The sequence below is a fragment of the Mesobacillus boroniphilus genome, from assembly GCF_018424685.1.
In the GTDB taxonomy this organism is placed as follows: domain Bacteria; phylum Bacillota; class Bacilli; order Bacillales; family Cytobacillaceae; genus Mesobacillus; species Mesobacillus boroniphilus_A.
The window spans coordinates 63319-86566 of sequence record NZ_QTKX01000003.1; the positions used below are offsets into that span (position 1 = coordinate 63319).

Genomic DNA, 23248 nt, shown 5'->3' on the forward strand with positions numbered 1-23248 from the left:
GGCTCTTATAGTGGTGATCACTTCATCGATTGAATGATATTTCCCTCCCGGATGAGATGTACATCACCGTCCCCATATCTCATGCTGAATGCTGCCATTTATAATAACTCACCAGTAGGAAATACTGTATAAATAAAATGTAACTTGGGGGACAAAATTATGCCTGAATTGCCAGAGATGGAAACATATCAAACATTACTGGGGTCATTGATAGGCGGGCTAAAAATTTCAGATGTTGAGATCGGACGCGAAAAGTCTATTAACGTACCAGTTGACACGTTTACTAAGCAAGTTTCAAATCAAGCTATAAAAACGATTACTAGAAGAGCAAAATATTTAATTTTTCAATTACAAGATGGGAAATGTTTATTATTGCACCTGATGCTTGGCGGATGGATGTTTTTTGGCAAAGAGGAAGATAAACCAGACAGGACAATTCAAGTAAAGCTATCATTTGGAGAACAACATTTATATTACATTGGCCTGCGATTGGGCTATCTGCATCTTTTATCACCCGAAGAGGTCCAGGAAGAGTTTAAAAAACTGGGACCTGAAGTACTTGATGCTGATTTTACACTGGATGCCTTTCTTCAAATAATGCAAAAAAGAAAAGGAACAATTAAAACAACATTGATCAATCAAGAAGTGCTAGCTGGAATAGGGAATGGGTATTCTGATGAAATTCTTTGGCATTCAGAGATTCGCCCTGATACAAAAATCAATGATCTTGACGTGCAACAATTAACACGGCTCTATCATTCGATTCAGTTTATCCTTAAAAAAGGAATAGAACAAGGTGGTTATATGGAAAACCCGCTATATAAAGGAGATGGCAAAACAGGAGGCTACCAATTTTATGTTTATGACAGAGAAGGTAAAGAATGTTCTCGTTGCCATGCTTCCATTATAAAAAGTGAAATTTCTTCACGTAAAACGTTCTTTTGTCCCAATTGCCAGCAATAAATGACAGTTTGTAAGGGTATAAATTTTAGATCGATTACACTACACACAAAGATTGCACTTGCAAAATTAGAGAGTCTTATTGCGGATAAGGCTCTTTTAGTAGTTTGTTTTATTTCCATCTTTTGGTGTGTTATATTGGTATGAGGTTTTGGAAGCGCTTAAGGGAACGGCTAACTTTAAAGGAAGTGAAATAAATTGGACAGTATAATTTTTGATTTAGATGGAACCATCTGGGACCCAATAGACACAGTACTTTGTGCTTGGAACAACGTGATAAGAAAAAATAAACTCATAGATAGTGAATTAACCCGGAAAGATTTTGAAGGTACGATGGGATTACAGATGAATGAAATAAGCAGGAAACTCTTTCCCACCTTAAATAATAAAGAACGGCAAAAAATAATAAAAGATTGTTGCGAAGTAGAACAATCTATCTTAGAAAAAAACGGAGGGGTTCTTTATCACAATGTAGAGAGTGTCCTAAAGGAGCTTTCTCAAAAATACAAACTATACATCGTGAGTAACTGCCAAGATGGTTACATAGAAGCTTTTTATAAGTTCCATAGGCTTGATAAGTATTTTTTAGACTTTGAAAACCCAGGTAGAACTGGTCTGTCAAAAGGTGAAAATATTAACTTAATTATTGATAGAAATAACTTATCAAATCCAGTTTATGTGGGCGACACACAAGGTGATTTTGAAGCAGCTAGATTTGCTAATATTCCCTTTATTTATGCTGAATATGGATTTGGCCATGTAAGTCAATATGATATGAAAGTTAATAGTTTTGAAGAACTTTTAAGAGTAATCTAGAGGAGGATTAACAAGTTTTCAAAGGTGAAACTTATCTGAATTTGTACATAAAGGAAGTTTTAATAAAATCATTCAAACTACAAAGCTCGTCCATATTGATACTGGGGATGATCAAAAGGTCATACGGCTGATAAAATTGCTGAATGTTCATCAAGCACACTCGTGAATTGTGTTTTATAAGAATGATTAAATCCTGTAATGACGGAAGTGAGGGTTTTTATATATGAGAGTAATTGGAATTGATTTATCAGGACCAAGAAATCATAAGGATACAGTTTTCACTATTTTTGAACAAGATGGGAACCAGCTGAAATTTGTTAAGTGGGCAAATAATTTAAGTGATCAGGATATATTGAAAGAGGTTTTTGAGCAAAGCCAATTAGATGAGGTTGTTATCGGAATTGATGCACCATTATCTTATGAAGACGGTGGAGGAGATAGAAAAGGCGACCGGGAACTAAGAAAGTTTATTGTGGATTTAGGGATGAGATCAGGTTCAATCATGCCTCCAACCTTAAATAGAATGGTGTATTTAACATTAAGAGGAATAAAGCTTAGTAGAGAAATAGAAAATTTAAACGCCGGGTATCCAATTTCTTTAGTGGAAGTCCATCCAGGGGCCATAATTGGATCGAGACTGTCCAAACAAAATATTGAATATGTGTTGGCTTACAAACAAGATCGATCAGCTAGAAGCTATATACGAAATTGGCTTGCGGAGCAGGGGCTTTTACAATTACCTATTGAAATGGAAGACGAAAGCCATTCGATCGATGCGTGTGCAGCTGCATTAGGTGCATGGCATTGGAAGGATCCTTCGTATAGTGCAAAGTGGATATTCCCGGCTTGTCATCCGCTACATCCTTATGACTATTGCTGTTAAATTCAGCAGTAGTTGGCAGTAAGTATAGAGAAACATTCCAAATATTCTATTGATGTTATTGTCATGGTGAAATTGAGGAGGTAAGTCTATGGATGTTACACATATTGTTGAAAGAATTAATGATCTGTTCCATATAACAAATATGGAAATCTATTCAAGAGAATCTGGGCTTACATACCATGCAGATAAAAAAGTTAAAAAATTAGGGTACTGTGTGAACCTAACGCTTGAAACGATAGAGGAAGCAAGAATTCATGGTGTTGATATGATGGTGACACGGCTACGAAGAAAAGGAGATAAATGGTAGGAAAGCAGTGATTGTTAAGAAAGATACTGGAAACAAAAATGTAATGTTTGATAGACAGGTCTTTCTCTTAGAAAGTTACATTGGAGCCGATGTGAGTGATGAACAAATGATGAAAGTCATAGAGAACATTTCACTCGAACCAACATCAGAAAAAAATTCATCCTATACACTGGATTATGATGTAGCCCATTTCAGCAAAGGGGATAAACCAACAGAATCGAGAGTTATTCCTTTGAAAAAAGACAGCAAACAACTATTTAGGGTAGGTCAAACGGTTCCTGTAACCGTAGAACAAGGGGTTACTGAAACTGAAGGTAAACTCGAATATGTTATAGAAAAAGTTGAAGTCTTTGATTCAATTAAGGATTTAAAACAAGAGAACTTCAATGAATCAGAGTTAGAAATTCTGAGCGAGAATAAGGCCATAGATCAAGCAAAGAAATTATTGCCTTACAAGCGGGATAAAGTTGGAAATGGCAAAGAGTCAATTGACGAATTAATAGAGTCGAAATTGGTCAATCTTAAATTTGTCTACCTGACAACAACAGTGAAAAATACTAGTAAACAGGCAACCGAAGAAATTTATATGCACCCGTCTTTACAAGTACTTCAATCAGAAAAAGATGCATGGAACTATGCTGGGAAAAATGGAATCAACGAAGAAAGTATTATGACCGGCGAAGTCGATTATTTAGAACCTCACGGAAGTGGAAAAGGCTTTTATAATATTGGGATTATCCAACCAGGTGAAACAAAGAAGATTAATTTAGGTTATTTTGTTGATGAGGATAAATTGGATTCAATCTTCCTTGATGCTTTCCATTACAGTGGGTTTGGTAATACTGAAAATATGAATGCGAAAGATCGTTGGTGGATTGATATTCGTCAATAGTAGCAGATACTATACAACAGATTAGAGCCCGTAAACTTAACCAGCATCTCATGTGTTGCCACATACACACTGGACATTGTGAAGCGGTTGCGAAAATTGTGTTAGCATAACTGAGAGCCTTATCCACAAAGGATAAGGCTCTCTTAAATTTGATACATTAGAACCATGCATCCGTGTTTCTAAACACAACAAGAACCTACCGATATCTAGCCTCATCAATAACTTCCTCGCTGTTAAAAAATCGATCTGTGATGTCTTTTTGCTGTTGTAATGCTATTCCGTCTATATGTACCCGATCCATTAGAGCATATCGCTTGGCTGTTGGAATATAGGCATCTGGTCCAACAGAACAGAAGATGGTGAATCTGTAATCCTGTAAAGTTGAAAATTTTTCATCTCCGGGCAAAACGCTGCTTCCGAATGGGAATATAAAAATATTCGTCTGCCCAATTAACGGCTCAACCTCCGCTTTCCATCTGGCAGAGTCAAGCTCCAAAGTTTTGCTGCTGATTTTCCTCTCATTTAGGTGTCGATAACTATTGTTAGCTAGTATTTCTTTATTTGTTATTACTGTCCGCATTTTCGATAGAGGAAGGGGATCATTCATATTTCTGGTTGGTAAACAGCCATTAACAAGGAAAGAAGATAATATTAACAAAACAAGAATTCTTATTTGCATGAAAAAATCCCCCATTTAAAAATCCTCTTTTTATTAATTATTTCTTTTTAGCCAGGCAAATTCCCTTGTTGTAAAAAATATTGAAGAGGGGGGACTTGACTTGTATAAGACAGGAGGAGTCATCGAAGTCAAGGAACGGCAGCCTCCCGATCCTTGTCGGGGCTGACCAAGGCGCTTGCGCTTCTTATTCTGTGAGTGAACAATCTTCCAATATATAAGATTATTGGAACATTGTTTCTGAATCTTAACCTCTTACAAAGCTTCCACCTCCGTTTATGTTCTAAGTCAGATGTGGAATTTCCCCAACGTTTCCGGCTTTTAGATAAATAGTCCAATCCCCTAGAGAGAAATTCCCATAATATATTGTGTTCTCAATAAAAAATAAGGGAGTGAGATTATTGGGAGATAAAGAGAATCACAATAAAGAAAATTCAGCGAGTATTGGCAATTGTTCAAACAGAAACGTAGTACCGGACGTGAATTTTGACGCAAGAATAAGCAAAGTACCCGTAGTCTTAGCTGAGATTGAAGTTAGTACTCCAGTTAAAGCTGATATTACCTTTCCGGAGGATGTACTGGAAATCAAGGATATAAAAAAACGTGTAGTCCTTGTTCAATGTCGTCTTTTGATGCCAACGAATCAGCTATTCATAAAAGGATATGTAGAAAAAAATATCAAATACGCTGCTGCACCAACGGGATGGATTCGTAAGTCTATAGACTCAAATATCCGGTCTCTTACCGTTAAAGTTCCTTTTGAGTGTACCACTCCAATTAAGGAGTTCATTACTCGTCCAGTAGACATTCAATTTAACCGGCGCAGTGAATTTGATTTTTTAATTACCCAACCTTTACCAGAAGGTTTTCCTGAAAAAGATGAACTGCTGACGAGTGATCTTTCGCAATATCATCAAGATAGTACACAACACTATAATGAACTTCCATACTGCGACTTGGTCTCCAGCCGTATTATAGAGTGGGATGAAGCAACAGACCGGGTTCTGTTGCAAGAGGGAGCAATATTCGAAGGAACCTTTAGGAATGTTGTAGAAAAGATGATTGTCAAGTTTACAATCAAGCTTCTTCAGAAACAACAAGTCCCAGTTGGTGGAGGAGCGCCAGGACCAACCGGTCCAACAGGAGCAACAGGACCGACTGGAGCAACAGGACCGACTGGACCAACCGGAGCAACAGGACCGACCGGACCAACCGGACCAACCGGAGCAACCGGACCAACCGGACCAACCGGACCGACCGGACCAACGGGACCAACGGGACCAACGGGACCGACCGGAGCAACCGGAGCAACCGGAGCAACCGGAGCAACAGGACCGACTGGAGCAACCGGAGCAACAGGACCGACTGGAGCAACAGGAGCAACAGGAGCAACAGGAGCAACAGGAGCAACAGGAGCAACGGGAGCAACGGGACCAACAGGGCCGACCGGACCAACCGGAGCAACGGGACCAACCGGAGCAACAGGAGCAACAGGGCCGACCGGACCAACAGGACCAACGGGACCGACGGGACCAACAGGACCGACGGGACCAACCGGACCAACGGGGCCAACAGGACCAACAGGGCCAACAGGACCAACAGGGCCAACCGGACCGACAGGACCAACAGGGCCGACGGGACCAACCGGGCCAACCGGACCAACAGGACCAACCGGACCAACAGGACCAACAGGACCAACCGGACCAACCGGACCAACAGGACCAACGGGACCAACAGGACCAACGGGACCAACCGGACCAACAGGACCGACGGGACCAACCGGACCAACAGGGCCAACGGGACCAACGGGGCCAACAGGACCGACAGGACCAACGGGGCCAACGGGGCCAACCGGACCAACAGGGCCGACGGGGCCAACCGGACCGACGGGACCAACAGGGCCAACCGGACCGACAGGACCGACAGGACCAACAGGGCCAACCGGACCGACAGGACCAACAGGGCCAACCGGACCAACAGGACCAACCGGACCAACAGGACCAACCGGACCAACAGGGCCAACCGGACCAACAGGGCCGACAGGACCAACCGGACCAACAGGACCAACGGGGCCAACCGGACCGACGGGACCAACAGGACCAACGGGGCCAATTGGGCCAACGGGACCAACTGGAATATGTGAATGTGACGAACTTGAATGTACTTGTACAGAACAAATCAGGAACGTTCTGTTGCAAATTGCTGGTGCGACAGGATCAGTTAACGTTCAAATAAATACTGAAAACGGTGGTACCGTGACAGGATCAATAACGAATGTATCGCAGGTTGGAGAAGGAATAGTTACACTTAATGATGGAACTATAATAAGTATTTGTAAGATAGCCTGGATTAGAACCCCTAATACTAATTTTGAAACATTAGGAATTGTACCGCTGGTTTTACCTGAACCACCTGAGGTAAGCTGTGAAGATGATTGTGAGCAGGAAATAAGAAATGCTTTAATGATTGGCACAGTTTACAACATATCTGCAGGCGGAAATGCAACCGGTAATAGACGAATAAACTTTAAAGCGGTCGGTATAGTCTTCATAGGACAACAAACAGGAAGTAATATTACAACAGATACAGCTGTTTCAACATGTGATATTGAATTTGCTGATCCACAATAAAGATAAATAAGAAAAACTCAACTATTATAGCCCTTCTATTACCCTTGCCTGGTATTTGAAGGGTTTTTTCTTTTGCAGTAACTGGTGAAAAATCAAAATAATAAGATCTTACGAAAAATACCTGTTTCCAGGAATTCCTTATCAAATCGCACTAATCAATTTTAATTTCATATTATAGGATCATGGTATCTTGAAATTAAACTATTTGCGGGTGAAAAGATGATACAAAAGCTCAGAAATTTTGAATTTGAAAAACGTCTGAACCTTCTTCCATTAGCAAAAAAACAACTATTAACCAAATCTAGTAGAAGAATGGAAAGACTTCACATTGTCTATGCTATGACCCATGTCGGCATTTCCGGCGGGGTGAAGGTCATATTAGAGCATGCAAACAGGCTGAAAAAAGCAGGTGCGAGGGTAACGCTGGTATCTCATTTTCAGAAGCCGTCCTGGTTTCCGATTGAAGCGGAATATATCCAGGTTCCATTTGAACTTGACCTGGCAAAAGGGATTCCAAATTGCGATGTGATTGTCGCTACTTATTGGGATCATATTCAGGCGTGCATTGAAACGGGGATTGCTCCTGTTGTTTATTTTGAACAGGGTGATTTTCATCTATTTGACTATGATTCAATGAACAGTATTTTGAAAAAATTCATTCAGAAACAACTTGAAATCCCTCCTTTTATCTTCACTGTGTCCAATCAGGCATCAAAGCAGATTGCTAGCATCTATGGAAGGGAAGCGAAGGTTATTCCCAATGCGGTAGATGAAGATATTTTTACAACAATGAAAGCTGAAAAAGAGAGCGCAGAAAAGCCTTACCTGCTGATGGTAGGGGCCGAGTCTGCGAAATTCAAGGGAATCGCTGATATCATAACTGCCTATGAAAAAGTAAAAAAAGAATTTGATGTCGATTTATACTGGATTACCCCTGAACAGCCTTCTGAGGAAATGAAAAGGAGGGTGAACAAGGTTTTTGTCGGTCCCACTCAACAAAAAATCAGCAGCTTATACAGAGGGGCTTCTTTGTATATTTGCGGGTCAACCTACGAAAGCTTTTCCCTTCCGGCCCTAGAGGCTATGGCCTGCGGATGCCCCGTTGTTACGACAAATAACCTTGGAGTACTTGAATATGCTGTCGACCAGGAGAATGCTTTAATCTGCCAGAAGACTGACCCTGTTGATATGGCAGAGAAAATAGCCTGTGTATTATCAAGTAAAGAGTTACAAAAAAAATTAACGGCCAATGGTCTCATAACAGTTGAAAACTATAAATGGAATACAATAATCGAGGAACTGCTGGATTTTTATAAAAAAGTGGCTTCGCATAAAGTAAAGGGGCAGAATCAGCTCAACGAATGGGAAATCGCTGTAAAATCAGAGCATTTTCTGGCAAAAGAAGATTTAGCGAAACTGAAAAACTTTTTGTGTGTCACCAGCGCGGATATTGTGAAAGCTCCTGTGGTTTACGCTGTTGAAAAAGCACCGCCAGTAGCCAGGTGGGAAGTCGTTGCTTGTCGCAAACACGTGGATGAGGGAAAAACGGAGCATTGCTTCACCCCATTACTGCCGTTCAACAAGCTGCAACTGTTCAATTATCCTGGATACAAGTCATTTTTAATAAAAGAATACGAGGATGCATTGGCTGAATTTCAATTTCTGTATGATCGAGAAGAAAATGAAAAGGAAAAAGCCGCAATTGGCCGGTGGATCGTTCTGAGTCTTTTGAGACTTCAAAGGAAAGAGCAGGCAAAGAAGAGATTAAAGGAGTATATCAAACAATTCACTAATCATGCCGATTTTTATTTGCTGAAAGCTCATCTTGATGAAGATGCGAAGGAAAAAGCCAGTTCAATTGAAACAGTCAGGCTTTTGGGTGATGCCGCGTCACTCCCTGAATTTTTCTATAAAGTGAATCATGAAATTTGAGCTGAAAACCAACCTGGGGCCATGTTGGAAAAGTAAACAAACACTTCTTGCGTATTTTTGAATATACCTAAAATGACTGAAAGAAATTTGAAGGTAAAAAGGAGTTTTTCAATTGACCTATTCATTTTCGCCGGAACAATGGGAGTACTTATTCAGGCTTGGCTATCCGGGTCCCTGGGATAAGGAGTCAATGGCCTCGGAGGCTATTTACAGAGGCGGAGAGGCAATTGTTAAAAGCAAACTACTAAAAAATCAATATCTTCCTTATAATCTTGAAGACATCATCGAGGAAGGCATGAAGAGCCTTTTGAATGATATAATCTGCCTGCAAACAGCAAGCGAAGTAGAAATGCAGCTGTTAGAGGCTTTGCGAGAAAAGAAGGGGTTCAGTGTAATAAGGATTGGTGATGGCGAAATACTGGCTTTATCACACGATATCCTGGTTACTTCAGAAGAAATTAATAAAAATAGACGGCTTAAGGGTATGGGGGGATTTAAGGTCCCGAACCATGAAAAAAGAGATTTATTGGCTAAGAATCTGCTAGAGGCTGATATTGTTGGCATTCCAGAAGCGAGATATCCAGTCTATCAGAGGATGTTCAATCAAGTCGCTAAGGAATATGGGCTGCCATTGCAGTCTATGAAATTGGCTGCTTCACTGATCAATTACCAGATTAACCAGGAAACAGCTTTTTATCATCATGTTTTAAAGAATTATCGAGTCCTGCTGATTGGAAATCGTTCGGCTGATGGAGAGGAATTTTTCATCAAAAAGGGCTATAACTCCATTGCAGGCACCATAAAGGTCCCAGGATTTGATTCGATTGAAAAAGTGATGGAAGAAGCCGATCGATATGAGTATGACATTGCCTTCGTTTCGGCGGGGGTAGCCGCCAACATCATCTGTGTGGAAATAGCCAGGAGGGATAAGGTGGCAATTGATTTTGGGCACTTGCTTGATTGGTATCTGTCAGGCCGCAGGGTGATCAGGACCGAATGAGGAGGCCGATCATCTCTTTTTCAATCACATAACTGGGGTGTTTTTATGATTAGCGTCATTTTGCCAGTGTACAACGGGGGGGATTTCCTTAAGGAAACCATCAGCAGCATCTTGAATCAGACATATAAAAATCTGGAGCTCATCATTGTGAATGATGGTTCAACAGATAACAGTGAAGAGGTAGTGCTGACGTTTACTGATGAAAGAATAAAATATTTTAAACAAGAGAACAAGGGAGTGGCGGAGGCTTTTAACAAGGGATTATCTGAGGCGACAGGAGATTATATCACCTTCCATGGAGCCGACGATCTCTCCCTTATAAACCGTTTTGAACGGATGCTCCAGATTCTTCAGCGCGGCGGGATTGGAGTTGTGCATTCTGATATGCTCCTGATTACAGCAGGGGGCTCACCGATGGGCTACTGGCAATCAGGGAATGTGCTGCCTGAAGGCCTGTATTCTTTTTTCCTGAATGTAGGAACTCCATTCAATAACCCAACAATGATTTTTAAAAGAGATGTGCTCAAAAGCGAAGTAAAATATGATCCTACTATTAAAGTTGGGTCCGATACGGATTTTATCCTGAAGGCTTTAAAGAGTGACTGCCTGTCCTATCATATTCCAGAGCCTTTGTATCTTTACAGGAGGCATCAGACAAATGTGACGAACCAGAAAAATCCGGCTGTACTGGCTCGGCATGTGAAACTGAATCTTTCCGATCATGACCTGAAGAATATTCACGAAGCAAATGGCGGTCCTGATGGTACGGATCACAATCTTTTTGCTGCTAAATTAATTGCCGGGCTCGCATTATCCAGGAGATGGATGATGAATGAAGCATTTATCCTCTTTAATGATGCCATTCCCTTAATCAAGAGTGACCGTGACCGTATTTTTTTTGAAGGGATGAAAGGGTTGATTGAAAAAGACTATCCGCGTGCGGTTAAGCACTTCACCAAGATCGAGAACAGGACCCATCTTGAGGAAAATTATTTAGGTGAAGCCTTGATGTTTTTAAAGAAATATAACGAGGCGTACTTCCATTTCATTAAAGCATTGGAACTGTGTCCGGATTATCATTCTCCTGTTCAGAACCTCAAAGCAATCGGCACTTTAAGAGGGCTTAATGTCATTGATAAACATATAAATAAGTATAAATAGACCCCCGGATTTAGGGGGTTCTTCTATTCAGATACCCGGGTTTTACAGAACACGAAGGAGTGGAATCCATTGAAGGAGAAACTGAAAATTTTACTGCTGGTCAAGCCGTTCTGGATTAAGTTTCCGAAGCATAAGCCAAAGTATGAAACGATTGCTGCCCTGGAGAACGATGCTGAGGTCAGGTACTGGCATAAAGACGGAAACATAAAGGATATCTTGCGAAGAATCGATTTTAAACCAGATTTCATTCTTCAGTATGATGTGGCGTGGGGATATGCTTTTTCACCGATCATCAGCGGCCTGGGGCAAATCGACATCCCTAAAGGGTCAATTGTAATCGACGTCCATTACTTTCCCTATGTAAGAAGGCAATATTTTGAAGACACCAATATGGATATGATTTTTTCCCTCACAAAGTCGCCCTTTTTGAAAACATTTCCCGAATATAAGGAGAAGTTCAGATGGTGGCCGTTTTCTATTAATCCAACTATTTTTAAAGATTGGCAGCTGGAAAAAGACATCGATTACTTACTGATGGGCCAGGTATATGACCACGACGGACAGAACAACACAAATACCCCAAAAGGGAGATACCCTTTCAGGGAGGAAGTTTTAAAGAAAATGAAGGAAGTAGATGGCTTTGTCCATCACGCACATCCAGGGCATGATGCCCCTGAAGCTGCGATCCTGAATGAAAAGTATGCCCGTGAATTAAACCGGTCTAAAATTTTCTTCACCTGTGGGGGGCAGTATAAATACCCTGTTCTGAAATATTTTGAAGCCCTGGCATGCAGGACCCTGCTGCTTGCCGAGCCGGTACAGGATATACTGGATCTCGGTTTTAAAGAAGGCCAGCATTTCGTGGCATGCGATCTTTCAAACTTTCAGGAAAAAGCGCAATATTATCGAGACCATGAAAAAGAACGGCAGCTCATAGCTGATAATGGATATAGGTTTATCCATGAAAACCATACGAATGAAGCCAGAGCCAAGCAAATGGTTCAATATATTCAGGAGTATTTAGATGGGCAGAAAAAATGAATCTGTGAGATAGCTAAAAAGATGAGATATCGAGATCTCGTCTTTTTTTTATGTAAGTTTTGGAAGAAAGGAGGGGGGATACCACTCATGGCTAATCGGTTTACTATAAACTGCCGGTGTCAACCTATTTCCATTCATGCACATTTTAATTGAGTGGTATAAAGGTCCAAGCGCTTGTCCGGACTGTCACATACTCTAATATATGTCTTTTTATCTACTGGAATAGGAAAAAGCTACAGAAAGGAAGGATACCTGTGGATGCACGCGGTTTTTATGAAATGTTAATAAAGAAGTTTCCCATGGGAGAACTGGGAAAAGGGCTGGAGCCTACTTTTCCGGGTAAGTCATATCAGCCAATGACTTATGGTTTGCTGCTTTCCTCTGAAATAATATATTATAGGTTATTTCGCGATCAAAACACTCTTGATAGAATCCAGGAGCTAGTTAACTGGCTGATTGAGAACAAGGATTTAGATAAGGACGGCATTCCGGGATGGGGTCTGCCTCATGAATGGGATGCATATCAGAACGGTTCCGTTAATCCGCCTAATCACCCCTACACTATTACAACATCCATCGTGATGAATGGTTTACTGGATGTTTTATCAATGCTTGAATTGGTGTCTTTTAAGGAGAGAGCAATCATTCAAGGCATATTGGCTAAAACTGCCCTTCATTGGTGCCAGAATGTGTGGACCTCAAATGCTAAAGGGGGCTATTTCTGGTACAGTCTCAGTAAAACTGATTCTAACTTTACCGTGAATGTTTCTGCGATGTTTCTTGGAACATTATCGAGACTATTGGCAGAACACGGCTGTATATTCACTGAGCAGAAATACAGCTTTGTAAAAGGTCGGATCAACTCTGCCGCTAATTCTGTTATTTCAAACGTGAAATTATCTAAAGGGATGCCTGAATGGTACTATACGATCTACGAAGATCCTGCAAAAAAAAGCAAATTAAATGATGTAATACACCATGGATATATTCTATGGGGGATGGAGCTTTACAGGAAGTATGGAGGGTTACATCCAGTGCCGTGGACGATTGAGCAGGCTGTTAAATCCATTGATCGTTTTATTGTTAATGATAAGGTATATAGATTTACTGAACTTAATAAAGGGCCTGCCCGACTGTGGGGAGCTGGAATGGCTTTAGCCTTTTACTCCAGTTACGATGAGCAGGAAAAGGTAAAACATCTGATAGGGATTATCGATGAACAATATGGACCATTTCCTGACCTACTTTATTATCCTTCGGTTTCTAGTAAAAACAAAAACTTTTATCCTCGCTTTGCGGCGCATGTTCTATGGGGGTTGTCACTCAGTTTAGGATAGAAACAAATAAACCTATATAACCAATGTTATATAGGTTTATTTGATTTAACTTCTTTTAAAACTCTTTCAAGATAAGCTATTACGCCATCTCTCAGGTCTTCACGCTGAAGGGCAAAATCAATTGTTGTCTGGACAAAGCCCATTTTTTCGCCAACGTCATATCTTTTGCCTTCGAATTCGTATGCGAATACTCTTTGGATCTGATTCAATTGCTGAATGGAATCTGTTAATTGTACTTCGCCTCCTGCACCCACTTGCTGCAAATCAAGGAACTTGAATATTTCAGGATTCAAGATATAACGGCCGATGATGGCGAGATTTGAGGGAGCGGTGCCTGACGGCGGCTTCTCGACAAAGTTTTGAACATGATATCTCCGTCCATCCTGTGCGGAAGGGTCAATGATGCCATACCGGTGGGTCTCCTCAACCGGCACTCGCTGAACACCGATGATACTTGAGTGTGTCTCTTCATATTGGGTGATCAGCTGCTTTAAGCAGGGAGTTTCGCTTTGAACGATATCATCTCCGAGCAGAACGGCAAACGGTTCATCTCCGATAAAATTCCTGGCGCACCATACGGCATGTCCTAAACCCTTTGGTTCTTTCTGGCGGATGTAATGGATATCAGCCAGTTTAGAGGGGTGCTGAACCCGCTCGAGTAATTCGAGCTTTCCCTTTTCGAGAAGATTGCGTTCAAGCTCATGTGCAATATCAAAATGGTCTTCAATGGCTCTTTTGCCTTTCCCGGTTACAATGATAATATCCTCAATTCCCGATGCTACTGCTTCTTCTACAATATATTCAATGGTCGGTTTATCGACGATCGGAAGCATTTCCTTTGGCATGGCTTTAGTAGCCGGCAGGAACCGGGTACCTAAGCCTGCAGCAGGAATGATGGCTTTGCGTACTTTTTTCACTAGCCTTCCTCCAATAATTAGTTGGTTTGTACATTATACTTATGAATGGTCTTGCATATGATTGGGATGACAAGAATCGGTGACTGCACAATGGCTGGAAAGAAGCTTAGGGAAAAGAGAGTGGTTTGGGATCAACTGATAATCTCCTTTAAAGCATCACAAATTTTCCGGATTTGATTCTTAGTTAACTCTGCGTACATCGGCAGAGATAAAAGGTTATCGGCATACTCTTCGCTGAGTGGAAATGTCCGTGCAGGAATTCCAAGGTCTCTGTAGGCTTCGGTGAGATGGATTGGCGCCGGATAATGGATACCAGTTTGGATGCCTCTGTCGAGCAGCTTCTTTTGGACATCTTCCCGATCCTTGATGCGGATGACAAACAGGTGGTACACATGCCTGACATCTTCTTTTTCAACCGGAAGAATGATATTTGTATCTTTCAGCATCTCCCTGTAGAGAGAAGCGTTTTTCCTTCTTGCTTCAGTCCACTGTTCGATATAGTTCATTTTAACATTCAGGATGGCAGCCTGGATTCCATCCAACCTGCTGTTATAACCGGCAATTTCATGGATGTATTTCACTTTGCTGCCATGCTGACTCAAGAGCCGTACGAGGCCAGCAAGTTCCTTGTCATTCGTCACCACCGCACCGCCATCACCATATGCCCCTAAATTCTTGCCCGGGTAAAAGCTGAAGCATGCGGCATCACCGATCGACCCAACCCGCCTTCCTTTATATTCAGCGCCATGTGCCTGGGCTGCATCTTCAATCACTTTAAGTCCATGCCGGGCAGCGATTTCCAGGATTGGATCCATATCTGCAGGCTGTCCATATAAATGGACTGCCATAATCGCTTTCGTTTTTTCGGTAATCCTGGAAGGGATTTCTTCTGTATTGATCGTATACGTCTCTTTATCATGATCGACGAATACAGGCCTTGCCCCTGTGGCTGTAATCGCTTCTGAAGAGGCAATGAAAGTATTGGCAGGGACAATTACCTCGTCCCCATGTCCGATGCCCATTGCCTTTAAGGTAAGCCACAAAGCGTCCGTCCCATTGCCGACACCAATACAATAAGACGCATGGCAATAATCAGCGAAGTTTTTTTCGAAAGTTGCGACCTCTTTGCCTCCTACAAAGGCACAATCCTCGAAAATTTTTGCGACGGCTTCCTTCACTTCACTTTCAATGCTTTTATACTGGGCCTTTAAATCTAAAAATGGGATCATCATGCTTGGTTTCTCCTTAATAAAAGATCACTTTCCTCGAGTACTTTTACAACATTCAAACCTTTATTGCCGCTGCTCAAAGGCTCTTTGTTGTTCAGGACGCAATCTGTGAAATGGGAAAGTTCAACACTCAATGCTTCTTTTAAAATAAGCTCGGGAAAATACTCTTTTCCATTCTCATACTGGTAGGAAATTTCACTTTTTGAGAAGTCAACATGCTTATGAAATACCTTTATTTTTTTCTCTGGCTCCATGTCGTCGTAAATCATCATGCCTTTTGTTCCGACAATTGCCATTTTCCGGACCTTTTCCGGGTATAGCCAGCTGTTCATAATATAGACTTTCTCTCCGGTTGAATAGGTTAAGTTGAGAAAAGCGGTATCTTCAAGCTGTGGATTGATATCTCGATGCCCATATGCTTTGATCTTGGTGATCTGGCTGCCAATCAGATAGTCGGCAATCGATAAGTCATGGGGAGCCAAGTCCCATAAGACATTGATATCCTTTTGGTATAAACCTAAATTCAGGCGCTGGGATGTGATATACCGAATGGTCCCTAATTCACCTGAATCAATAATTTCCTTCATTTTCCTTACTGCGCCTGTGTATACAAAGGTATGCCCGACCATTAGTGTAAGGTTCATGGAGTCTGCAAGTTTACAAAGTTCCTTTGAAGTTTGAACAGAGTCGGTGAGAGGTTTTTCAACAAAGACATGCTTGCCGTTTGTGAGGGCTTCTTTTGCAAATCGATAATGAGTATTCACCGGGGTCACAATCAGTACGATGTCTATTGCGCGGTCCGTGATGATATCCAGATAGTTTGTGGTGGTTTTAATATAAGGGTATAAGGCTTTTTGTTTTGCCAGCTGTTCAGTATTCAAATCTGCAACATAGATTAACTCAACTCCAGGCAGGGCATCCAGATTTCGGATAATATTTGGTCCCCAATAACCGCAGCCTATGACTCCTGCTTTTAACATAGATTGATCCCTCCTAAAAAATTCTCCTGCAGCGGGAGAGGAGACATTATTCCTGGATGTATCGAATGACCTTAGCCGGGTTTCCGGCAACGATCGAGAATTCCGGGACATTCCTGGTGACAACACTGCCAGCACCGACTATGGCGCCTTTACCGATCGTGAGTCCAGGCAGGATGGTACTGCCGGACCCGATGGATGCCCGTTCTTCTACAATCGTTTCCAGGAGGGTCCATTCGCCATCATTTTGCAAGGTGCCATCCGGATTGGTGGAGCGGGGGAACATATCATTCGTGAACATCACCCCATGGCCGATAAAAACTCCATCTGCTATATGCACTCCTTCACATAAAAAAGAGTGGCTTGAGATTTTGCAATTTTTCCCGATTTTAACTCCTTTTTGGATCTCAACGAATGTGCCAACCTTTGTTCCGTCTCCTATTTCACACCCATAGGCATTTACAAAATCATAAATCCTGACGTTCTCACCTAGCTTTACATTGTTTAAATTGCTTTTATTATTCATATAACACACCCATATCTATCATTTTTATAGATGCTATGGTATAGAGGGTCACCGATTCATAATCAGTCTCTTTATGGTATATGTCGTGAAAATGGAAGTGTATGGGGGAGAGCCTACAGATGTGAAAAATCCGCTGGCAAATGAATGATTGTGCGGATTTTTCTCGGGCCTTGATCATCCACGAAGATTCGCCAGATATTCTTCTACATATTTGATAAATTGCTGAGCCCTTACATCGTTTGTATGGTAGGTATGGATGAACTCGTAGCCTGTATCCGTTATTCGTGTTCTTTCTTTCTCGTTTTCCAGGTAATACATCGCTTTTTCATAAAAATTGGATTCATTACAGGCGACAAAGTTTTCACCATCTACGAATCCCAATTCTGTAAGATCTGGAACAGGCTTTGCCAGGAGCAGCGTTCGGCATGCAGGAGCTTCAAAGTATTTCAGTACTGGATATTGAAACTTGGACCCGCAAGTAAAGAACATTTTTGCCCGATTTAGTTCCTTCGCATATTTTTCATTAAGATAGTTTTTTGAAGTATTCTTTGCGTAGTGTCCAGGATGATGATGAAATAAAAAGCCTTCCTCTTTCCTCATCCGCACTAAAACTTCCTCTCTGAATGGGTACTTTCCCTGTGGAGTACCAGTCACATTCCTGCTCTTTCGTTCCCTGTCAAATACTTGCCCCATCAGCAGGAAATTAATATTCTTCTCAATCTGCCAATCTTTAAAAACCTCAGGATTGATGGCAAAGGGGAACCAGCGCAACTGATCCTTGTATTGAGGGAAAGTTTTTAGGAACGGTGACTTTGTTACAGAAAAGATTAAATCGATTTTATTTCTACTAAAAAATTTTCTTCGTTCGGCGGGGCTGTAGTGGATATCAATTACGATACATCCTTTTGGAATTTTGGTCCTCCCTAATCCCTTTATCCTCGGGGCCAGGGGGCTGTTCCAGGCATGATCATAATGCAGAATGAAATCTGGGGTGAAATTCAATGCAACTAAAATATCATTGATGTGGCCATCTTTATGCCAATACCGCACGTCGGCAAATTTTTCGATTGCTTTGATTGTGTCGAACTTTGGTTGATGCTTTGGTGCAGATTTGTTGAAAGACTTGATCAAAACAAGAATCTTAAGTTTTTCTTTTTCTTCCATGAAAAACACCTCCATATCGGTGTAAAGACTTGTTTATTTTAGCTTATTCACCCTGTTTCCCGATGCTTGGTCAATTGTCATAATTGAACGGCGGAATGGTCATTTTATTTACACAAACAAACTGCCACTACATAAAATAACGGAGAGTAATTGCCAGAAGCTTTCCATGATTTCGGGGGATTTCAGCTAAAAAGGCCAGAAAGGGTGTTAATATGAAAAATGTGACAGTTGTTGGTTTAGGAAAGATTGGCTTGCCCTTAGCCGCAATTTTTGCGAATTGCGGACATTTACATGTGTACGGAGCAGATATCAATCAAACTGTGGTGGACAAAGTGAACCAGGGGATTTCCCATGTGGATAACGAGCCGGGACTTGATGAGCTGATTGCAAAAGCTTATGAGTCCAAAACCCTGGAAGCAACAGTAAATACGTCAGAAGCGGTAAGTAAATCTGAAGTAGTAGTGGTGATTGTGCCGGTATTAACAAAGGAAAACGGCGCAACAAACTATCAATATATCGATTCTGCTGTAGAGGATATAGCCAGAGGGATTAAAAAAGGAACGCTTGTAAGCTTTGAAACAACTTTGCCTGCCGGTGATACGAGAAACAGGTTCGGCCGGACGATCGAAAAGATTTCAGGATTGAAGATGGGGGTCGATTTTTTCTTATCCTACAGTCCTGAACGTGTGTACTCCAACCGGATCATCAAGGACTTGTCTGCCTATCCGAAGGTAGTGAGCGGATTGAACCCCAAAAGCCTGGAGTTAGCGGCTGATTTTTATCAAAAAGGGTTAAATTGCGACATTTTACCGGTCAGCAGCCTGGAGGCAGCCGAATTTACCAAGGTTGCCGAATGCGTATATCGTGATGTGAACATCGCGCTTGCCAATGAACTTGCTATGTATGCAAGCAAGCTGGATATTGACATTATGGAAGTCATAAAAGCAGCAAATAGCGAACCATATTCGAATATTCACCTGCCGGGTGTTGGCGTAGGGGGCCACTGCATCCCTGTATATCCATATTTCTTTATCAATAACGGCCTGGATGAGGGCTTGACCACTTTATCAAGAAGGATTAATGATGATATGGCCAAGTACGCAGTGGGGATGGCAGAAAAAAATCTAGGTTCATTAAGGAATAAAAGGGTCTTAATCTTGGGCTTGTCATTCCGGGGAAATGTGAAGGAGCCAACAAAATCATCCACATTGCTTCTGATTGATGAATTGAAGGAAAAGGGAGCAGCAGTATATGTCGATGATCCTTTATTTGAGGCAGGGGAGATTTCAAAATATGGTGTTGTTCCATTTTCAAAACAGCATGCGGAAGAAATCGAACTGATCATCCTCCAGGCTTACCATGATGAATATAAGAACATGGACTTTTCAGCATACAAAAACTGCAGCCTGGTTTTGGACGGAAGGAATGTGCTGGATAAAGAGGCAATTATAAAGCAGGGCATACACTATGTTGGAATTGGGGTGAAATAGCCGGCAATCAAATAAAATGGCAACAGGAAAGAGGAAATCATCTGGATTCCCTCTTATTTTTTGCTGTTATTTTTCATGAAATCATTAAAAAATTTCTCATTGAACAAGACCTGCTTGTCATCTGGCCGGTATTTTTTGGCGTTCTGATTGTGTTCAATCGATTTTTCTACATTGCCCAGTTCCCAATGGCACACGCATAGCTGAAGATTTGGATACCAAGTGGAATAAGCCTGGTTCTGGAAACCGGCTGTGTCCTTATTCATCTGTATGGAGGTAGTATACCAGTAGATAGCTGTTTGATAATCCTTTTTGGCCTTGAAAATATCGCCGATGCGGCAGCACGGTTCAGGCCGGGGTGCATCGTATGACAGTGACTTCAGTAAAGATTCCATTTCTTCGTCCTTTTCTCCTAGATGGGCATGGCAATCAGCCAGATTCAAACACGCTCTTATATTATCCTCCACCCAGCCTTTTTTGCCTCCAAGGAACTCATGATAGTAAATGATCGCTTTTTCATATTGCCTGTGATCGCGCAGCTCATTGGCATAATAATATAAATCCCTTGGGGTGAAGTCCTCGCCTCTTTTAATCCGCTTCTCATAGATTCTTAAATTCCTGTCAGATGAATGGCCGGTCGATTGTTTTTCATTCTTTTTATGCTCAACTGAAATATCAGAGGATAAAATATTGCCGCTCACATCAAGATATTCATGGACGGGTCCAATCCATTTGAAGTTCTTGCTCCTCTTCACCAGGCGGTTTCTTCTGTAGTGGAAAGTCGGGTTCCCGAATTCATCCCTGAGGATGACATAAATCATGGAGACAGCATCCACATTCGAATTCAGGGAGGTTTTCAGCTTTTTGAACTTTTGCTGGTCAGACGGCAGCAAAATATCGTCCGCATCAAGCCAAAGGATATAATCCATCGTGGCGTTGCTGAAGGCAAAATTCCTGGCAGCGGAAAAGTCGTCAATCCACTCGAAATCGAGTACTTTATCCGTGTACTGCCTGGCTATTTCCTTGGTCCGATCAGTCGATCCGGTATCCACAATGACGAACTCATCACAGATATCCTGTACACTCTTGAGACAGTTCTCCAATACCTCTTCTTCATTTTTAACAATCATGCAGAGACTGATGGTGGGCATTGATTTCCCTCCTGTAAAAGATTTTCTTCACATTTTATGTAAAGGGATAAAGATGTGAAACCTCTTCGAATCCGGATTTGGAATATAGGCCTCCCAGGCAAATACGTTAGTTTAACTAGCCCAGTGGGATGTTAAGTGGCAGACAGTTAAAATTTCCATTTCAATCAGTTTGATAAAAAGTGCTAAAGCATGGTATAAGTGTAAAAGGAGCAGGGATATTCTGCTTTTTAATTTTGGGATTAGGAATTGGCCTGTTATCCCATTATGAGAGGATTTGAAAGAAAAGATGAAAGAAAATTTCTGGCGTGATTTACCACGACCATTTTTTATATTGGCACCAATGGAAGAAGTGACGGATGTTGTTTTTCGCCATGTGGTGAGTGAAGCAGCGAGACCTGATGTGTTTTTTACAGAGTTTACAAACTCGGATAGTTATTGTCACCCAGATGGCATCAAAAGTGTGCAGGGACGTTTGACTTTTACAGAGGATGAACAGCCAATTGTCGCTCATATCTGGGGAGACAAGCCTGAATTTTTCCGGCAAATGAGTATTGGTATGGCGGAAATGGGCTTTAAGGGTCTTGATATCAATATGGGCTGTCCTGTCCCTAATGTGACGCAGAACGGGAAGGGTAGCGGCCTGATCCGTCGTCCGGAAGTTGCAGCTGAATTAATACAAGCGGCAAAAGCAGGAGGATTGCCGGTAAGTGTAAAGACAAGGCTTGGCTTCTCGGATTTAGACGAATGGCGAGGCTGGCTGACACACATATTGGAGCAAGACATTGCGAATCTTTCCATTCATCTGCGTACAAGGGATGAAATGAGCAAAGTGCCTGCGCATTGGGAGCTGATCCCGGAGATTAAGAAGCTCCGTGATGAGGTGGCACCGGATACCCTTTTGACCATCAATGGGGATATTCCTGACCGACAGACTGGTTTGAAGCTTGTTGAACAATATGGTGTTGATGGGGTGATGATCGGGCGTGGCATTTTCCATAATCCATTTGCCTTTGAAATGGAGAAGAAAGATCATAGCAGTGATGGATTGCTTGACCTCTTAAGATTGCATATGGATCTCCATGATAAATATTCGCATTTAGAGCTGCGACCGTTCACGGCTCTTCATCGTTTTTTCAAAATTTATGTCAAAGGATTCCGCGGGGCGAGTGAATTAAGAAATCAATTAATGAACACAAAATCAACAGATGAAGTGCGTGAATTGCTTGATCAATTTGCGTCAAAGAATCTTGATTGAACGGCAAAATAAATGTATCAGTTAGTCATTATTGACGGAATCAGGTGAAACTGGTTCCGTATTTTTTTGTGAAATTACCAGCAACCTTTTCGTTGTCAATTACAGGTGAGAGTGAAGGGAGAAACTTCTAAGAGAAGTAAATGAGTATACATTCACAGAACTGTCGATAAATTTTAAAAACAGCGAAATTAATTGATACGTAATATGGTATTATTTTTTCAGAAGGTAGATGAAAAAATCCCTCAACATTACCCTCAGTATTATCCTTTAAAATGATGAAAACCATTCTGAACAACTTCGAAGCCTCGGATTTTCTTTCGTTAACATCTCTTACTCTTGTTTATTATTTCAATAAAATTCCAAAAACAACAACCGCGAAGGGAGTGATTTCACATGTAAACGACCTATCAACTTTTCTAATCTATAGCGTTTCAATTTTATATTTGAAGGAGGAATATTAATGGGTCATGATATATATGGCTTAAATAAAGCAAGGGAAGAGATTGCTTATGCGCGTTTTAGCATGGGGAATCATAACGCACTCATGCTGTACCGTTTACTTGATGCATATCAGTTCTATGCTGGAGTCAGTGGATCAGGAAAAAGTTCAATTTTCTCGTTACAACAATTAGAAAAAGCTATGAATGGCTATAAGAAATTTTTTAATACTGGTGATTCCCCGTCTGAAAGTGATTGCACATCTTGGGATCAAAAACAAATCCTGGTTTTTATCCAAAACTGTTTGGCGACAGCACAAAAAGAAAAGAGTGTAGAAGTGTATTTTGGCTAGTAGTTTAAATCATTCACTGTTTGTCTTTGAATCTTTCTTCTAAATCCAACCTTTTGTTAAACCCCAATTCATCCTCATTCGCTTCTAATCATAAAATATTCCAATTATAAATACTAA

Annotated in this window: 19 protein-coding genes and 3 pseudogenes; 14 read left to right on the forward strand and 8 right to left on the reverse strand. The window is 41.4% G+C overall.

From position 1 onward, the window contains the following. Positions 1 to 159: 159 nt before the first annotated feature. The 5 genes and pseudogenes from mutM to DYI25_RS17685 form a co-directional block, all read left to right on the forward strand. Positions 160 to 963 (forward strand): bifunctional DNA-formamidopyrimidine glycosylase/DNA-(apurinic or apyrimidinic site) lyase, encoded by an 804-nt coding sequence (gene mutM / locus DYI25_RS17665; protein WP_213371409.1) that lies wholly within the window; start codon positions 160 to 162, stop codon positions 961 to 963. A 195-nt stretch (positions 964 to 1158) separates the two neighbouring features. Continuing rightward, a complete protein-coding gene (locus tag DYI25_RS17670; RefSeq protein WP_213371411.1) occupies positions 1159 to 1776 on the forward strand; it encodes an HAD family hydrolase in 618 nt (205 codons plus the stop codon). 223 nt (positions 1777 to 1999) lie between these two features. Beyond that, positions 2000 to 2659 carry a DUF429 domain-containing protein gene (locus DYI25_RS17675; RefSeq protein WP_213371412.1) on the forward strand — a complete coding sequence of 220 codons (660 nt, stop codon included), beginning with the start codon at positions 2000 to 2002 and terminating at the stop codon, positions 2657 to 2659. Between the two features lie 88 nt (positions 2660 to 2747). Then, entirely contained in the window at positions 2748 to 2966 is a 219-nt protein-coding gene (locus DYI25_RS17680; protein WP_213371414.1) for a Nif3-like dinuclear metal center hexameric protein, read from the forward strand. Then, positions 2941 to 3858, forward strand: a pseudogene (locus DYI25_RS17685) (anti-sigma factor); the annotation flags it as partial. The gene DYI25_RS17680 and the pseudogene DYI25_RS17685, both read left to right, overlap by 26 nt. Positions 3859 to 4054: 196 nt before the next feature. Here DYI25_RS17685 and DYI25_RS17690 read toward each other — a convergent pair. Then, positions 4055 to 4537: a hypothetical protein gene (locus tag DYI25_RS17690; protein ID WP_213371416.1), complete on the reverse strand. Its 483-nt coding sequence runs from the start codon at positions 4535 to 4537 to the stop codon at positions 4055 to 4057. A gap of 398 nt (positions 4538 to 4935) precedes the next feature. Between DYI25_RS17690 and DYI25_RS17695 the strand changes: the two genes are divergently transcribed. From DYI25_RS17695 to DYI25_RS17720, 6 genes are all read left to right on the forward strand, one after another. Further along, positions 4936 to 7164, forward strand: coding sequence for a CsxC family protein (locus tag DYI25_RS17695; RefSeq protein ID WP_213371418.1), 2229 nt, complete (start codon positions 4936 to 4938; stop codon positions 7162 to 7164). Between the two features lie 312 nt (positions 7165 to 7476). Beyond that, positions 7477 to 9096: a glycosyltransferase family 4 protein gene (locus DYI25_RS17700; RefSeq protein WP_213371420.1), complete on the forward strand. Its 1620-nt coding sequence runs from the start codon at positions 7477 to 7479 to the stop codon at positions 9094 to 9096. Positions 9097 to 9208: 112 nt separating this feature from the next. Continuing rightward, complete coding sequence (locus tag DYI25_RS17705; RefSeq protein ID WP_213371422.1) at positions 9209 to 10096, forward strand: GT-D fold domain-containing glycosyltransferase; 888 nt, start codon at positions 9209 to 9211, stop codon at positions 10094 to 10096. 45 nt (positions 10097 to 10141) lie between these two features. Continuing rightward, positions 10142 to 11257 (forward strand): glycosyltransferase, encoded by a 1116-nt coding sequence (locus tag DYI25_RS17710; protein WP_213371423.1) that lies wholly within the window; start codon positions 10142 to 10144, stop codon positions 11255 to 11257. Between the two features lie 69 nt (positions 11258 to 11326). Further along, positions 11327 to 12298 carry a glycosyltransferase gene (locus DYI25_RS17715; protein ID WP_213371425.1) on the forward strand — a complete coding sequence of 324 codons (972 nt, stop codon included), beginning with the start codon at positions 11327 to 11329 and terminating at the stop codon, positions 12296 to 12298. Positions 12299 to 12552: 254 nt separating this feature from the next. Continuing rightward, on the forward strand, positions 12553 to 13635 hold the full coding sequence (locus DYI25_RS17720; protein ID WP_213371427.1) for a hypothetical protein: 1083 nt from the start codon (positions 12553 to 12555) through the stop codon (positions 13633 to 13635). 26 nt (positions 13636 to 13661) lie between these two features. Here DYI25_RS17720 and galU read toward each other — a convergent pair whose 3' ends face one another. From galU to DYI25_RS17745, 6 genes and pseudogenes are all read right to left on the reverse strand, one after another. Further along, complete coding sequence (gene galU / locus DYI25_RS17725; RefSeq protein ID WP_213371429.1) at positions 13662 to 14552, reverse strand: UTP--glucose-1-phosphate uridylyltransferase GalU; 891 nt, start codon at positions 14550 to 14552, stop codon at positions 13662 to 13664. A 131-nt stretch (positions 14553 to 14683) separates the two neighbouring features. After that, positions 14684 to 15784 (reverse strand): DegT/DnrJ/EryC1/StrS family aminotransferase, encoded by a 1101-nt coding sequence (locus DYI25_RS17730; RefSeq protein ID WP_213371431.1) that lies wholly within the window; start codon positions 15782 to 15784, stop codon positions 14684 to 14686. After that, positions 15781 to 16761, reverse strand: a complete 981-nt coding sequence (locus DYI25_RS17735) for a Gfo/Idh/MocA family protein (protein ID WP_213371433.1) — start codon at positions 16759 to 16761, stop codon at positions 15781 to 15783. Before DYI25_RS17735 ends, DYI25_RS17730 begins: the two co-directional genes overlap by 4 nt. A 61-nt stretch (positions 16762 to 16822) precedes the next feature. Then, positions 16823 to 17059, reverse strand: a pseudogene (locus DYI25_RS22815) (DapH/DapD/GlmU-related protein); the annotation flags it as partial. 3 nt (positions 17060 to 17062) lie between these two features. Further along, positions 17063 to 17284, reverse strand: a pseudogene (locus DYI25_RS22820) (hypothetical protein); the annotation flags it as partial. A gap of 174 nt (positions 17285 to 17458) precedes the next feature. Further along, the gene (locus tag DYI25_RS17745; protein WP_213371436.1) at positions 17459 to 18448 is read right to left on the reverse strand and encodes a glycosyltransferase; all 990 of its coding nucleotides are present in this window, start codon (positions 18446 to 18448) and stop codon (positions 17459 to 17461) included. Positions 18449 to 18660: 212 nt separating this feature from the next. On the opposite strand from DYI25_RS17745, the gene DYI25_RS17750 reads away from it, so the two are divergent. After that, positions 18661 to 19938, forward strand: coding sequence for a nucleotide sugar dehydrogenase (locus tag DYI25_RS17750; protein WP_213371438.1), 1278 nt, complete (start codon positions 18661 to 18663; stop codon positions 19936 to 19938). A gap of 53 nt (positions 19939 to 19991) precedes the next feature. Here the strand turns inward: DYI25_RS17750 and DYI25_RS17755 are convergent, their stop codons facing one another. Continuing rightward, entirely contained in the window at positions 19992 to 21086 is a 1095-nt protein-coding gene (locus DYI25_RS17755) for a glycosyltransferase (RefSeq protein WP_213371440.1), read from the reverse strand. A 286-nt stretch (positions 21087 to 21372) separates the two neighbouring features. Between DYI25_RS17755 and DYI25_RS17760 the strand changes: the two genes are divergently transcribed. Then, the gene (locus DYI25_RS17760) at positions 21373 to 22341 is read left to right on the forward strand and encodes a tRNA dihydrouridine synthase (RefSeq protein ID WP_213371442.1); all 969 of its coding nucleotides are present in this window, start codon (positions 21373 to 21375) and stop codon (positions 22339 to 22341) included. A gap of 460 nt (positions 22342 to 22801) precedes the next feature. Continuing rightward, a complete protein-coding gene (locus tag DYI25_RS17765) occupies positions 22802 to 23131 on the forward strand; it encodes a hypothetical protein (RefSeq protein WP_213371444.1) in 330 nt (109 codons plus the stop codon). Positions 23132 to 23248 lie beyond the last annotated feature (117 nt).

Coding starts and splice junctions, on each gene's coding strand:
- mutM (WP_213371409.1), top strand. CDS start 160: ATGCCTGAATTGCCAGAGATGGAAACATATCAAACATTACTGGGGTCA.
- DYI25_RS17675 (WP_213371412.1), top strand. CDS start 2,000: ATGAGAGTAATTGGAATTGATTTATCAGGACCAAGAAATCATAAGGAT.
- DYI25_RS17680 (WP_213371414.1), top strand. CDS start 2,748: ATGGATGTTACACATATTGTTGAAAGAATTAATGATCTGTTCCATATA.
- DYI25_RS17690 (WP_213371416.1), bottom strand. CDS start 4,537: ATGCAAATAAGAATTCTTGTTTTGTTAATATTATCTTCTTTCCTTGTT.
- DYI25_RS17700 (WP_213371420.1), top strand. CDS start 7,477: ATGGAAAGACTTCACATTGTCTATGCTATGACCCATGTCGGCATTTCC.
- DYI25_RS17710 (WP_213371423.1), top strand. CDS start 10,142: ATGATTAGCGTCATTTTGCCAGTGTACAACGGGGGGGATTTCCTTAAG.
- DYI25_RS17730 (WP_213371431.1), bottom strand. CDS start 15,784: ATGATGATCCCATTTTTAGATTTAAAGGCCCAGTATAAAAGCATTGAA.
- DYI25_RS17735 (WP_213371433.1), bottom strand. CDS start 16,761: ATGTTAAAAGCAGGAGTCATAGGCTGCGGTTATTGGGGACCAAATATT.
- DYI25_RS17745 (WP_213371436.1), bottom strand. CDS start 18,448: ATGGAAGAAAAAGAAAAACTTAAGATTCTTGTTTTGATCAAGTCTTTC.
- DYI25_RS17750 (WP_213371438.1), top strand. CDS start 18,661: ATGAAAAATGTGACAGTTGTTGGTTTAGGAAAGATTGGCTTGCCCTTA.
- DYI25_RS17755 (WP_213371440.1), bottom strand. CDS start 21,086: ATGCCCACCATCAGTCTCTGCATGATTGTTAAAAATGAAGAAGAGGTA.
- DYI25_RS17760 (WP_213371442.1), top strand. CDS start 21,373: ATGAAAGAAAATTTCTGGCGTGATTTACCACGACCATTTTTTATATTG.
- DYI25_RS17765 (WP_213371444.1), top strand. CDS start 22,802: ATGGGTCATGATATATATGGCTTAAATAAAGCAAGGGAAGAGATTGCT.